Raw genomic sequence first — 13,956 nt, 5'->3', positions numbered from 1 at the left:
AAACACAACTATGAACAGAACATTAAATTTTCATAAAAACCTAATCTTATTTGGAATACCAATATTGATTATTGGAATGATGACAATCCTTGCGAAATCATCAATTTTTAAAACAAACCCAAATACACTCTCGATTGGAATTACGTTAGACCTATTATTAATAGTTCCAATTATATACTTTTTGCTTATCAGAAAAACCAGTATTCCAAAAACAACTGTAGTTCCTTTTTTGATTATTGGAATGTTAGTCTGTTCCGCAATACTTCCGATAGAAAATCAATATTTTCTCGACCTCTTTAAAACTTGGATGTTTCCAGTAGTTGAGTTATCGATAGTGTCATATATCATATATAATGTTGCCAAAGCACTAAAGCGATATAGAGTAAACAAAAGTGATGAAGTTGACTTTTTCACGGCACTAAAAAACACTTGTTACGAAATACTTCCCAAAAAAGCAGTTATTCCTGTAGTGACAGAAATTGCTGTTTTTTACTATGGATTTATTTACTGGAAAAAAAGAAAACTAAATGAAAATGAATTTTCTTATCACAAAGATAGTGGAACAGTTTCACTATTAATTGCAATCATTTTCATTGTTGTTATTGAAACTGTTGTTTTACATATTCTTCTTCAAAAATGGAATGTTACGGTTGCTTGGATTTTAACTTTCTTAAGTATTTATTCTGGAATTCAGCTTCTTGGATTTCTAAAATCAATGTCTAAAAGACCAATATTAATTAAAGATGATAAATTATACCTTAAATATGGAATAATGAAGGAAACAACTATCGATTTAAAAAGTGTTGATAGTATTGAGATTTCGTCAAAAGATATAGAGTTAAACAAGGAAACACGGAAACTATCATTTTTGGGAGAATTAGAAAGCCACAATATCATTATTAGATTAAAGCAAGAAAACGAACTGACAGGATTATATGGAATTAAATATAAATACAAGAATTTGGCATTACACGTTGACAAGAAGAGTGAATTTACGACCCGAATAAATAACGCCATACAACACGGTGTATAGGTAATAGCGGTTTAAGTGATAAAACGAAAGTACAAGCATAAAACAAAGGCATGTGCAAAACCAAAAGGTTTGCGAGTATAAATTCGCTGTTACTCATAAACAATACCGTTAGCAAAAAGCTGAAAAACCGCATCGTCCTGAAATAGGTTGACTAAAAAAGTTATCCTATTTAGTAATCTATGAAAGAATCAAAAAACCACCTTGTCAAAAAAAAAGGAAGTATGAAAAAGTGGGTTTTGAACACAAACTTTTGATTTTTGACCAAATTCATAATGGACAGATTTCTATTACTTCTGTTAAGCAATAAGATGGTATCTCCATAAGTTCTATTTCATCGTCTTAAATAATCTACATAAGAGGATAAATAGCTGTATAAATTTTTACTCAATAGATTCTGTTATACTATAGTGGCTAAACCATAGACTGTATTATTGCAGCACTTTTGATAAGAAAATAAAGTTTGTTAAAACTTTTAGTAGCAACCAATGTGGAGAAAAATTAAAAACATGGTAACATTTTGCACTGCTTGTACACCTATAGTAGACGTTAATTCTAAACCTAAAATTTACAGATGAAAATAAAAGAGCTTAAAAAAAGGCCAAGCATTGACCAAAATAAAAACCTGACTAATACTTATTCGCAATTTGATAAACTTTTGATTGAATTGAAAAAAAGGGAACTGCCAGAAGAAATTGTAAAGTTTGTTAATGATGGAATTGAACAAATAAACGCAGTTTCGGAATCAAACAAAGAACTAAGAATACAAATAAAAAAGAGTCAGTCAAGTATTCTTAAGTTGATTGAGAAGAAACTTAAGCTAGTGACAAAAAATCATTATAAAAATACTTGGTTAGCATTAGGGATGTTTGCATTTGGTATCCCTTTAGGAGTTGCTTTTGGGACAATCCTTGGGAGTATGGCTTTTTTAGCAGCAGGATTACCCATCGGATTGGCTATGGGTATCGCAGTCGGTCAAGGGATGGATAAGAAAGCATTTGAAGAAGGAAGACAATTGAAGTTAGAAATAAAACACTAAGCAAAACAAAATTAAAATTGAATGGCAGGTCCGGATAAAAACCTAAAATTTCCACTTAATAATTACGAAAGGCTTTGTTTCTTAAAAAATATTGTAAAGAACCCTAACATAATCGTTGGAGATTACACTTATTATGATGATTTTGAAAACGTTGATAATTTTGAAAAAAATGTAAAATATCACTTTGATTTTGTTGGTGACAAATTAATAATTGGAAAATTCTGTATGATTGCTTCTGATGTTAAATTTATAATGAACGGAGCAAATCACTTAACTGACTCATTATCAACTTATCCTTTTGCGATTTTTGGGAATGGCTGGGAAAATGCAATGGATGGAAAGAGCTATCCCCAAAAAGGAAATATTAATATTGGTAACGATGTTTGGATAGGTTACAATGCAACAATTATGGCAGGAGTAACAATTGGCGACGGAGCAATAATTGCTGCAAATTCCACAGTGATTAAAGATGTTGAACCTTATTCAATTGTTGGAGGAAACCCAGCTAAAGAAATTAAAAAAAGATTTTCAAGCGAAATAATCGGAAAATTATTAGAGCTGAAATGGTGGAATTGGGATATTGAAAAAATAACTCAAAACGTACAACATTTAACAGATAATAAAGTTAAAAATATAATTGAGTAACAACCAAAGCACAACATACAAACCAACAAACATATCCCCAAACCAAGATGAGATTAAGCAAGCTAGTATACCTATTGCTGATAACTGTTCTGCTCAATAACGTTAAAACTCAAGCCCAAAAAGTATGGACAGGCAATTTATTGACCCAAGACTTAAAAGATTTTGCCGCTGGCCACTATACAGAAGTTAAAGGAACTATTACTATTCAGGATTTTGATGGAGTAGATTTAACGCTTTTAAAAGAACTACAAAGATGTTCGGGGAATATTGTTATTAGCAAAAACCAAAAATTAGAATCTTTAAAAGGTCTAGAAAAATTAACAGAAGTTGGTGATTATCTAAATATTAAGCAAAACCATAACCTTAAAAATTTAGAAGGATTATCTTCTTTAAAAAGTATAGGAGGGGGCTTTTATATTACTAAGAATGATAATTTAACTGCTTTAAATGGAATTAAAAAACTGAGTACTCTACAGGGAAATTTAAAAATAACAGAGAATTCACTACTAACAGATATTAGTGCTATTAATAGTTTAAAAGGGACCGTTAAAGGAATTTATATTGGTAGAAACCTTTCTTTAAGAGAAATTAACGGGTTAAATAATATAGTTGGCGTTGCAGCGGATGTACAAATTCATAAAAATAACTTAGAAAGAATTACAGGTTTTAACGGGTTAAAAACTATAGGAGAAGGGCTTGGCCTTACATTTGATTACATCAAAGATTTTAATGCCTTTGAAAACCTTACAAGTGTTGAAGATTTGGGAATTGGGACCAATTTAGAGGTTGTTGATTTAACAAACACATTTAAAAATTTACGGTTTGTTAAAGACGGTTTTTTTCTGAGGAGTGAAGAAACGTTAAAACATTTTAGTGGACCCAATGCTATTGCAGAAATAGGGAAAATAGTTGTAACAGATAATGAGAAGCTAGAGTCATTGTCTGGGTTTAATGGTCTTAAAACGGTTAGAGAAAATATAGATATTAAAAAGAATAAACGTTTAAACAACGTACAAGGATTCAATGGTTTAGTGACCTTAACGGGCACTTTTAATATTGTAGAAAATCCGGTGCTAAAAAGTATACAAGGGTTTAAAAACTTAGACTTTATTTCTTACCTCTACGTACATGAAAATAGCGAATTAGTAGACCTTAGTGGTTTCAGTAATTTAAAAAGCGCAGATAGAATCTTTTTAAGACGAAACTATGCCCTAGAAGATTTAACAGGCTTTAGAAGTTTAGAGAAAGTGTATGAGGATTTAGACCTTAGTTATTTATCGGAATTAAAATCGTTAAATGGGCTGCAGAAGTTGATGTTTATTGGTAATCAATTAGATTTTACTAATAATAAGAAATTAATAGATTATACAGCTTTGCAAATTCCTTTTTTAGAAACGATAACTAATAAAAACCTATGGTTTTCTCGTAATGGTTATAGTCCCTACAAAACAAGAATGCTAATACATGATAGGTTAGACACGCGTATTATTCCTGAAGAATACCTGAAATTAAATAGTAGGTGGGAGCTATCTCTCCTTAGAAATGAGATTTTTGCTAGAAGAGGTTTTGATTTTGGGAGTTCTGAGTTAACAGAATTTTTTTTAAACATGGGGTGGTACCAACCTGTAGAAGGCGTGGAAATTGTTTTAAATGATATTGAAGAAGAAAATGTGCGACTCATAAAAATGTACGAACAAGAACGTATAGAGGCGGCTACCAAAGCAATACAAGGTTTAAAAAATAAATACCAAAACAGTATAGATTTTTCTAGTGATTATGAAAAGTACTATACCATTTTAAAAAGGTTTATAAACGATATAGCGGTTAAGAGCGTTGCAAAATCTAACAAACTAACCTATTCTAGAACAGCAAATCTTGATAGAAATTTGCTACTGGAAAATGGTGCAGAAGATGTTAGCCAAGCGGAATTAGATAAGATTTCAATTGATTTTAATCACGAAGAAGAAACCACAACCATCAGTATTGAAGATAATCGTATTGAAGAAGATGAATACGATAGTTGGTTGGTCAAGGAGCTTATTAATTTTAAATTTAAGGTAAAAGATGGTGCAACCGTAGATTTTTTACAAGCTACAAAGGAGTATCTGTAATAAATGGTTTTAAGTACTTTCCGTTTCGTTTAATTTTGAGCATATAAAAATGGCTTTAGTACAAGTTTAGACAGCTAGGGTAGGGGTTCTTTACCAACCTACCAGAGTCGTCTGCTTAATGGGGTAGTTTTGCTTATTTCTCGGGTGATTCTAATTGCGTTTAGGTATTGTTTTATTTTAAACATGAAAAAAACTAGAGTGCATAATACCCACCGTCTGGCTACCTTAGAAATGAACTTTCCATGAACTTTTGGAAAGTTCACGAAAACGCATGGGAAAATGAACTTTTAAATTAAGTCTGTAAAATGGAGGTCAGAATAAGGTATATTTCATAGCTACCCATCTACTAAGTTGAAAATTGTTATTTTTAATAAAGCTTGATTTCTATAATTCGAAATTCTTGCGAATTTCTCGCTACGAAATCATAGCTTAATCGTTGAAAGTTCAAAAAAAGTATGGGATAGGACACTTTCTCGGTGAGTTTTATGTTCATATTAGAATTATTCCAAAATTGAACGTTTTTGTAACTTTACTTGAAAAGTAATGGCATGAGTACATCAGAATTAAATAAGACTAAAAAGGAGCTAGTGGGGTGGATTCAATCATTAACCGATGATTCCATTTTAGGCCTGCTTAGTTCTGTCAAATTATCAAGTGAGGGTAAGACTTCAGACTGGTGGGAAGAGCTTACCGAAAGCGATCGGGTCAATATCCTGAATGGTATCAGAGATTATCGGCAAGGTGAAACCATGAAATCCAGCGATTTTTGGAATGGCTTGACAAATGGATAGAGCTTACGAGGTGGAATGGACAAAACGGTCCTTACTAAACGCCATTGCCATCAAAAAATACCTGAATCTAAAATTTACGAAGAAAGAGGTGTCTAAATTTGAGAGTTTACTTCGGCAATTTGAACTAGCAGTTTCCAATTTTCCTACATTATATCCTGAATCAAAAAATCAAAGACATTTGAGACGGGCTGTCATTCATAAGAACACAACTGTTTTTTATATTTTTGCTAAAAACAAAGTAACCGTTATAGCTATGAAAGATAATAGGCAAATGAACGCTAGTAGTTAGACCGGGTTATAGTTAGGACACATTCTTGGCAATCCAGAATAGGATTAAAAGTTTAAATAAAGGATTTTCCTCCCGTTTAAGATTTAGTAGTTTTATACAAAAGAGATATCCGTTATATTACGGATATTCAATTGTTGTCTGTAATGCTAGAGCTACTTACTCGAGCAAAAATCTCTTAAAGTTTACTCAGCCGTTTTTCTTACTCGTTGATGTTATGTCGGACTTTTTAAAGCCATAATCTGCCTCTAACGAAGACATCACAGACCGATTACTAACTCGTACGAAAGCCTTCCATTCAGTACGGAGGGTTGCGCAAGCAGAACGTGGTGACTGCCACTCCGTGGTGGCCCTGCGGGGCTAAATCACTACAGACAACAAAACCTATAATTCATTGGGGGTCGATTTTCTATGCGAAAATCGACAGCAAAAAGCTATCTTTAACCTATGGCGGAATTTTCATTGCGTGAAATTCCCCCAACAAATCATAGCTAACGCGTTGGCAACAATATTGAAAAAACTACTCTTCATATCATTTCTAATAATTTCTGGGTGTAAATCAGGAATCGACTCGACTTCATTTGACAAATCTTCAAAAGAGTGTATTGAGAAAGAGCAAAGGGAAATTTTGGAAAAGGCAGTTGAATTGTTTGAAACAAGAATTAAAGAAAAATATCCGGAAATTTCAGTTGAGGCGGCTTATTTTGAATTTATATCCGACTGGAGTAATAAAAAATTACCTGTTGACTTTTTTCAAGATTCGTTGGAATTAAAAATTAGGAATTTGAATGTATGGACGGAATCAACTCGCTCGGAAAAAGATATGGAATTGGAAAAGCAACTTTTCAATGTTGCTTCAATGAACCCCATTAGGGTAAAACTAAATCAAGAATTTTCGAATTGTCTTTCTGAAAAAATTGATTGGAGAATTGGTACTAGGAGTTTCTTATTATTTAATTCAAAGTATAGAATTAGTCCTAAGATTGCGAAAAAGAGATTGAACTGGACAAGCGAGTATGACTTGAAAGAATTTGAAAATAGACTAACCATTGTGCTTGGAGTTTATTATCAAACGATGTTTAATATAAAAAATACTGTTGCCAACACGGTGTATAATTAATTGCGGTCGGATTTCCCAAAAAGGAAATCCTTGCAATTAACTATCTTCGGTACAGGCGAACATTTTCCGTTGAAAAAGTCCGCAACTAATCATACACTAACCGTTAGCAAACATATCATGAAACCTAAGTTCAACATACTAATTTTAGTTTTTGGAATCCTAATCTTAGGGTGTGCGGAAAAAATTGAGGAAAAGGAAAAACTAAAATTATCTGACTTTAAAGTGGCTAAGGATTATACTCAGTTTGCTGACAAAATGGAAAATGGAGACACTTTGAATATTGGAGTACAATTGTCAATGTGTATGTGGGAAGAGTATGACCAGTTACAAGTGACTAAGTTAAATGACAGTATTTATCTTCAACTACTCGAAAAACGTGTTATGGATGATGAACCAATGCACTTTGCCAAGGTTTATTACCAATTAAAAAATGATTCTTTAAACTTAGAAAAAATGATGATGGATTTTGATATTTACCATCAAGAAAAAATTGGTAGTCCTTTTTTCATTATGACTAGTCCAAAAGAAAAGGACAAAACTATTTTACGGACAACTGGACTTGGGAATCGTGGATTTAATATTGAGCGTTATCAAAGGATTATGTTTGAGTTATATCCAATGGAAATGGAAAAGTACCTTGCTGAATATATGCCTCCACCGCCACCAATTGAAAATGAATAACGGAATAAATACGTTTGCTAACAAAACCTATAAACAATACGGGCTTTGGGCTTAAACGAACGGTTTGCGTATTTTTATGAAGTCCGCAAAATCTTTAGGATTTTGCTCTTTAGTAGGACAAAGAAAAAAAGAAAACCAAAAGATTTCGCTATGTACTTGGCGGAAAGCAAACGCCGGTTAGCTCCCGTACGGTTCATAGCTAAAGCGTTGTAGCACATTATGAGTAACAAAATCAATATGAATCGAATTCTGATAATTTCCCTTATCCTTTTAGTTGGACTTATAAGTTGTAAAAATCCTGAAAAGACAATTGACAAGCTTCAAATTGCTAAAAATTATTTCGCGGCTCTTGATGAATCGAATAGCGCCAAAATGGAAGATTTATTAGCTGATAGTTTGATAACTACGATACCGAAATATGAATATGAAGTGAGATACTCTAAAAATGACTACTTGAGGAACTGGTTAAAATGGGACTCGATTTTCGAGCCAACTTATGAAGTGCTTGAAATGAATATGGAAAACGGAACTGTCAAAGCAAAGGTTTCAAAATCGGACAAGAGAATTGTTTTCTTTATGGGAAAGCCTTTTGTAACAAATGAGATTTTAAGATTCAAAGGTGACAAAATAACTGAAATAGAAACGGAGTATATAAATTTCGACGAAGAAACTTGGGGAAAGAATAGAACTGAACTTTTAAATTGGACTAAAGAAAATCATCCTGAACTCAATCTTGAACTTAATATTAATGTGCAAAATGAAGCTGGAGGAAAGAAATTCTTAAAGGCAATTGAACAGTATGAAAACAAAAAATAACGTGCTACAACACGGTGTATAAAACATAGCTAATAAGTGCTTAACCGAAAGGTGTGTGTATATTTAGAAAGTTCGCCAAATTTTTAATTTGGCTTTTAAAAGAGAAAAATTAAAAACAAAATATAAAAATTCGGCTCTGTGTTAATCCGAAAAGTTAGTGTCTTTTTTGCACGCTACGTTCCATACACAAGTCCGTTGTACACCATATAAACCCAACATTGAGAAAATGACAAAGTTTACTGAAGTTTTAAATGACACCATTGATTATTTTCTTCTTGGCGATGTTGAGCTCTTGCTTTATTACAAAGAGAAAAACAACTTGTCCAATGATTTGGCAACCGAATTTACAACTAATGACAGCGGAGATGAAATTGTAAAAAACGGAATACTTCTTCCAATGTCTAAAATAGTAAACCAACCATATACCATAATATTTAAAACAACCAAGAATAAATCTGAATTTGAAAAGTCTGAAAATGAACTGATTTTCAAGAAAAGTGGTTATATTTTGAAAGTTGAAAACAGGAAAGTAGTCCTATTTACTTGGTGGTTTTTGAATGACTTTAGCGATGAAAAAGTTAGAGAACTTATGAAAACCCCAAACAAATGGAACAAACCCTTTTATGAAATTAAAAATGGATGGTATGATATTGATATTTTTGGAGGATTTACAAAGCAAGAGTCTAAATATAAAGATGTCAACGGAAATATAATTAGTGACAGTAGCTTAGAACCAACTCTCGAATTTAGTTTTATTAGAAGAGTTAGAAAAGGAGATTTTAAAGCAAACGTAAATGAGTCTTTTGAATTAATAAATGGATAAAATACGGTGTACAACAAAGAACTGAGTTGAAAAACAAGCCTTTTTAGCTTAAAATTGTCACCAATTTTTCATCGTAAGAAAGTCCATTTTTTACAATACCAGAAACTTGTTTTGCTAACTTATTACAAACCGCGATTAATACCAACCTCTTGCTTTTGTCTTTAGCAACCAATCGGCGTATAGTACATACGCTGTGGGTTACGCATCCTACATAGGACCATTGAAAGTTCATTAAAAAGGATTGGTTCTGAAATTACTGAGTAGTATAGTTAAGCGTAGAAAGTCTACTTAATTAGATTGTAGGAATCTAAAATTCTATTTAAAGGACAATTAATAAACAGGTTTTAAAAAAATGAAGCCAGATACTAGTATCGTTTTACAGCGAAAGGATAAAAAATCTTTATTGTATATCGGAATTTTGTAAAAAATCAATTTAATATTTTTCGTAAGGAAGCTATCAATCTTAAAAATTTTTTAGTCAAGCAAAATCTTATGGCCGCAACAACTGTCAACTATACTATCATCTAAAAAAGCAAAACCCTGTAAATCAATTGATTACAGGGTTTTTTGCGGAGAAAGAGGGATTCGAACCCCCGGAGGTGTGACCCTCAACAGTTTTCAAGACTGCCGCATTCGACCACTCTGCCATTTCTCCTAAGCGGGTGCAAATATAAGAACCTTTTTTAAATCTGTAAAAACATTCTTAACAAATTTTATTAGAAGGTATATTTCTTTTGTTCTCCATACTTTTGTAATCACTTTAAAACACATAGGCATGCCAGGATTTGAAATGATAGCTGAAGAAGAAAAAAAGCACGTGAACCAAGTATTAGATTCTACCGTTTTTATGCGTTACGGTTTTGATGGTATGCGCAATGGGTATTGGAAAGCTAAAGAACTGGAGCAGGCATTAGCTTCTAGAATGCAGGTAAAGGAGGTACATTGTGTAAGTAGTGGTACCGCAGCCTTAACTGTTGCCTTAGCTAGCTCAGGTATTGGTGCAGGAGATGAAGTTATTATGCCCACATTTACTTTTGTAGCCAGTTTTGAATCTATCTTAGCCTTAGGGGCAGTTCCTATTTTAGTAGATGTGGACGATACCTTAACAATAAACCCAACCGCGGTAGAAAAAGCAATAACACCAAACACTAAAGCTATAATGCCGGTGCATATGTGTGGTTCTATGGCAGATTTAGATGTGTTAAAAGCAATTTGTGCCAAGCATAGCTTGTTATTAATAGAAGACGCTTGCCAAGCCATTGGTGGAAGCTATAAAGGCCAACCCTTGGGTAGTATTGGTGATTTAGGTTGCTTGTCTTTTGATTATGTAAAAACGATAACGTGTGGTGAAGGTGGTGCTGTGTTAACTAATAACAAAACCTACTACCAGAATGCCCATAAATATTCTGACCATGGACATGACCATATAGGGAATGATAGGGGAGCAGAGGCTCATCCATTTCTTGGATACAACTATCGTATTTCTGAGCTACATGCGGCTGTAGGCTGTGCGCAAATAGAAAAGTTAGATGGCTTTATAGCATTACAAAAAAGAAACTATACTATTTTAAAGGAGAAATTAAAGGCTGTGCCGGGTATCACTTTTAGGCGGGTGCCAGAAGGCGGTGAAGAAAACTTTTCTTTCTTAAATTTTTACATGCCAACTATAGAAAAGGCAAGATTAGCACATAAGGCACTTAAGGACGGGGGTGTAGATGCTTGTTTTTATTGGTTTGATAATAATTGGCACTATTACCGTAAATGGGAGCACTTAACCCATAAAACAGCGCTAGGGAAATTACCAAAAGAAGTATTACAACAGCTACCAGACTACAGCAAAGCAGACTTTTCTGCCTCTGACGCTTGGGTAGGACGCAATATATCTTGTTTGATTAAATTAAGCTGGTCTGCGGAAGAAATGGAAGCCCGCGCTACAAAAATGGCAACCCTACTGGCTACTATTTAATTAGTAGCCAACGTATTCCACAATTTCTAATCCATAACCTACAATACCAACACGTTTGGTATGTTCAGAATTAGAAAGTAGTTTAATTTTTGTTAGGTTAAGGTTGTGCAGAATCTGTGCGCCAACGCCAAAGTCTTTATTATCCATTTCTATTTTTGGAGCTTTAAATTCGCCTTGACCCTGTAACTCTTTTACTTGCGCTAAACGCGCTAAAAGATTCATGCTTTTAGGTTCTTGATTTATGAATACAAAAGCGCCCTTTTCTTCCTTATTTATCGCTTTAAACATGTCTTTTAACTTGTCTTCAGGATTATTGGTTAGGGTGCCTAAAATGTCATTATTTACCAAGGTACTATTGATACGTGTTAATACACTTTCACCTTTTTTCCAATTTCCTTTGGTAAGAGCAATGTGTATTTGGTCATTCGTAGTCTGTTTATAGGCACGTAGACGGAACGCTCCAAAACGAGTAGTGATATTAAAATCTTCCTTTTTCTCAATCAAACTATCATGTTCCATGCGGTATGCCACCAAATCTTCTATGGAGACTATTTTAAGGTCGAATTTCTTAGCTACTTCTATCAATTGCGGTAACCGAGCCATGGTACCGTCTTCATTCATTATTTCTACTATTACTCCAGCAGGTTTTAGACCTGCTAGGCGCGCAAAATCAATAGCAGCTTCTGTATGCCCTGTTCTTCTTAATACGCCCCCTTCTTTAGCAATCAACGGAAAAATATGTCCAGGCCTTCCTAAATCGTGTGGGCGTGTATCTTCGTCCACTAGAGAAAGAACGGTTTTAGCTCTATCTCCAGCAGAAATTCCGGTAGTTACCCCATGACCTCTTAAATCTACAGAAACGGTAAAAGCAGTTTCTAAGGGGTCTGTATTGTTGGTTACCATGCGGTGTAACCCTAATTGGTTGCATCGGCTTTCTGTTAGTGGAGCACAAATTAAGCCTTTACCGTGGGTGGCCATAAAATTGATGGTTTCTGGCGTAATAAGCTCAGCAGCTGCAAGAAAATCACCTTCATTCTCTCTGTTTTCATCATCAACTACAATAATTACCTTTCCTTTTCTAATATCTGCAATTGCTTCTTCTATGGTATTTAAAGTAAATTTCTTTTCCATGCTATTATGCAGCCTCTTGGCTTTTTTTCTTTTTGAATAGTTTAGTTACTTGTTGAATCCAGTTTCCGTCTCCCATTAGACCACGGTCTGCAGTAGCCCTTCTAGTTAAATAAACTCCTAAGGGTAACATGATGATGGTAGATAACCATGCGCCTAAGATTGGATTGATACCGCCTTGCTTGGCAGAATTCTCTGCAAAAACCCCAATAAAATAATAGGTTAGAAATAAGATGATTGCAATAACCATGGGTAATCCCAATCCACCTTTACGAATTATAGCGCCCAAGGGAGCACCAACAAAGAATAATATTATACATGATAGTGCCAGTGCGAATTTTTTGTGTAGCGATAAAATGTGGCGATTATACACCTCATACCGTTTACCCAATTCTTCTTTTTTAGAATTGACAGTATTCATAACGTTCTTTACAGAATTTTTGGCATTATTATAAATTTGTGTTTGCTGCCAGTCCTTGTAAAGCATTGGAATATCATCTGTGTCTATGATACTGTCTAAAGGTTTTAGTTTCGGCTTTCCTTTTAAAGAATCTTTTGGGTTAACTGGGAAAGCGCCCATCCGAGCATATATGTTATGAGAAAAAGCTGTAACCTGTTTTAAATTTACTCCTTTTAGCGAATCGATATCCTTAGTTAAACGTACTACGTTTTTCATTTTATCTGTCATGATATCTGATTCTTCCTCAATATCTTGACTATTTAATGCGGATACGTCTATGTTTTTAATGTAAGTATCAAAATAAGCCTTAGCAAAGGGTTGTTGCCGTTTTTCTTTGGCGGCTTTAGGTTGCATTTCTTCGTAGTAATACCCATCTTTAAGTACAAGAGAAATAATGTCTGAACCTTCACTGCTAACAAGTTCACCTTCTTTGGCTTTGATTACCGTGGTATTTACGTTGCTTTTAGATTTTTGGTGGATGATAACGTCGTGAAGGTATTGGTCTTTGTCACCAGATTTTTTAGCAACCTTCATATTCATATTGGTGCCTTCTACATCACTAAACACTCCTTCTACTATTACAGCAGCCGGTTTTACCTTAGCAATATTTCTACGCATGTTAAAAATCTTCTGTTCAGAAGCAGGTATTACATTATTGGCCAAAAAGAACGCTCCAATCCCCAGAATACTTACAAATACAATTAAACTCCGCATTGCTTTTTGTAAAGAAACACCAGAAGCTTTCATAGCAGCGAACTCATAGTTTTCTGCGAACGTACCAAAAGTTAATATACTAGCAAGTAGTACTGTAAGTGGTAATACTTTGTCTATAAGTGTAGGCATGTAGTACAACAAGAATTTACCAATGATGGCTAAATCTAAATCTTTCCCTGCCAAGTCATCTATAAATAGCCATACGGTTTGGAAGATGAAGATAATCATCAGAATTGCGAACGAACTGAAGAAGTTGTATAGGAATCGCGATAATATATATCGGTCAATGATAGGTAGCACCTGGTCTTTCTTGTTATCTAGTTATAAAAACCAAAAGAGGTGCCTT

General features: G+C 33.9%; 13 protein-coding genes and 1 tRNA gene. 11 read left to right on the top strand and 3 right to left on the bottom strand.

Going from position 1 to position 13,956, the window contains the following annotated elements; translation table 11 throughout:
* Positions 1-10: 10 nt before the first annotated feature.
* The 10 genes from HCO57_RS04285 (at position 11) to HCO57_RS04240 (ending at position 9,342) form a co-directional block, all read left to right on the top strand.
* Positions 11-1,033 (top strand): hypothetical protein, encoded by a 1,023-nt coding sequence (locus HCO57_RS04285; protein ID WP_167987994.1) that lies wholly within the window; start codon positions 11-13, stop codon positions 1,031-1,033.
* Between the two features lie 571 nt (positions 1,034-1,604).
* On the top strand, positions 1,605-2,069 hold the full coding sequence (locus HCO57_RS04280; protein WP_167987993.1) for an MFS transporter: 465 nt from the start codon (positions 1,605-1,607) through the stop codon (positions 2,067-2,069).
* Between the two features lie 21 nt (positions 2,070-2,090).
* A complete protein-coding gene (locus HCO57_RS04275; protein ID WP_167987992.1) occupies positions 2,091-2,714 on the top strand; it encodes a CatB-related O-acetyltransferase in 624 nt (207 codons plus the stop codon).
* Positions 2,715-2,761: 47 nt separating this feature from the next.
* Positions 2,762-4,825, top strand: coding sequence for a YARHG domain-containing protein (locus HCO57_RS04270; RefSeq protein WP_167987991.1), 2,064 nt, complete (start codon positions 2,762-2,764; stop codon positions 4,823-4,825).
* A 548-nt stretch (positions 4,826-5,373) separates the two neighbouring features.
* Positions 5,374-5,616: a hypothetical protein gene (locus tag HCO57_RS04265; RefSeq protein ID WP_167987990.1), complete on the top strand. Its 243-nt coding sequence runs from the start codon at positions 5,374-5,376 to the stop codon at positions 5,614-5,616.
* Positions 5,609-5,905 carry a hypothetical protein gene (locus HCO57_RS04260; protein WP_167987989.1) on the top strand — a complete coding sequence of 99 codons (297 nt, stop codon included), beginning with the start codon at positions 5,609-5,611 and terminating at the stop codon, positions 5,903-5,905. Before HCO57_RS04265 ends, HCO57_RS04260 begins: the two co-directional genes overlap by 8 nt.
* A gap of 508 nt (positions 5,906-6,413) precedes the next feature.
* A complete protein-coding gene (locus HCO57_RS04255) occupies positions 6,414-7,022 on the top strand; it encodes a hypothetical protein (protein WP_167987988.1) in 609 nt (202 codons plus the stop codon).
* A 30-nt stretch (positions 7,023-7,052) separates the two neighbouring features.
* Positions 7,053-7,703: a hypothetical protein gene (locus HCO57_RS04250; RefSeq protein WP_167987987.1), complete on the top strand. Its 651-nt coding sequence runs from the start codon at positions 7,053-7,055 to the stop codon at positions 7,701-7,703.
* 219 nt (positions 7,704-7,922) lie between these two features.
* Entirely contained in the window at positions 7,923-8,519 is a 597-nt protein-coding gene (locus HCO57_RS04245) for a nuclear transport factor 2 family protein (RefSeq protein WP_167987986.1), read from the top strand.
* A 226-nt stretch (positions 8,520-8,745) separates the two neighbouring features.
* Positions 8,746-9,342, top strand: coding sequence for a hypothetical protein (locus tag HCO57_RS04240; RefSeq protein WP_167987985.1), 597 nt, complete (start codon positions 8,746-8,748; stop codon positions 9,340-9,342).
* A gap of 570 nt (positions 9,343-9,912) precedes the next feature.
* Here HCO57_RS04240 and HCO57_RS04235 read toward each other — a convergent pair.
* Positions 9,913-9,997 (bottom strand) — tRNA-Ser (locus HCO57_RS04235).
* Between the two features lie 120 nt (positions 9,998-10,117).
* On the opposite strand from HCO57_RS04235, the gene HCO57_RS04230 reads away from it, so the two are divergent.
* On the top strand, positions 10,118-11,308 hold the full coding sequence (locus HCO57_RS04230) for a DegT/DnrJ/EryC1/StrS family aminotransferase (protein WP_167987984.1): 1,191 nt from the start codon (positions 10,118-10,120) through the stop codon (positions 11,306-11,308).
* Here HCO57_RS04230 and ribB read toward each other — a convergent pair whose 3' ends face one another.
* Positions 11,309-12,439: a 3,4-dihydroxy-2-butanone-4-phosphate synthase gene (ribB, locus tag HCO57_RS04225; RefSeq protein WP_167987983.1), complete on the bottom strand. Its 1,131-nt coding sequence runs from the start codon at positions 12,437-12,439 to the stop codon at positions 11,309-11,311.
* A gap of 4 nt (positions 12,440-12,443) precedes the next feature.
* Positions 12,444-13,886 carry an LptF/LptG family permease gene (locus tag HCO57_RS04220; RefSeq protein ID WP_136950125.1) on the bottom strand — a complete coding sequence of 481 codons (1,443 nt, stop codon included), beginning with the start codon at positions 13,884-13,886 and terminating at the stop codon, positions 12,444-12,446.
* Positions 13,887-13,956 lie beyond the last annotated feature (70 nt).

Source organism: Croceivirga sp. JEA036, from assembly GCF_011882165.1.
Classification (GTDB): domain Bacteria; phylum Bacteroidota; class Bacteroidia; order Flavobacteriales; family Flavobacteriaceae; genus Croceivirga.
Note: the sequence above shows the minus strand (reverse complement) of the source record. Positions and strands in the feature narration are given on the sequence as shown.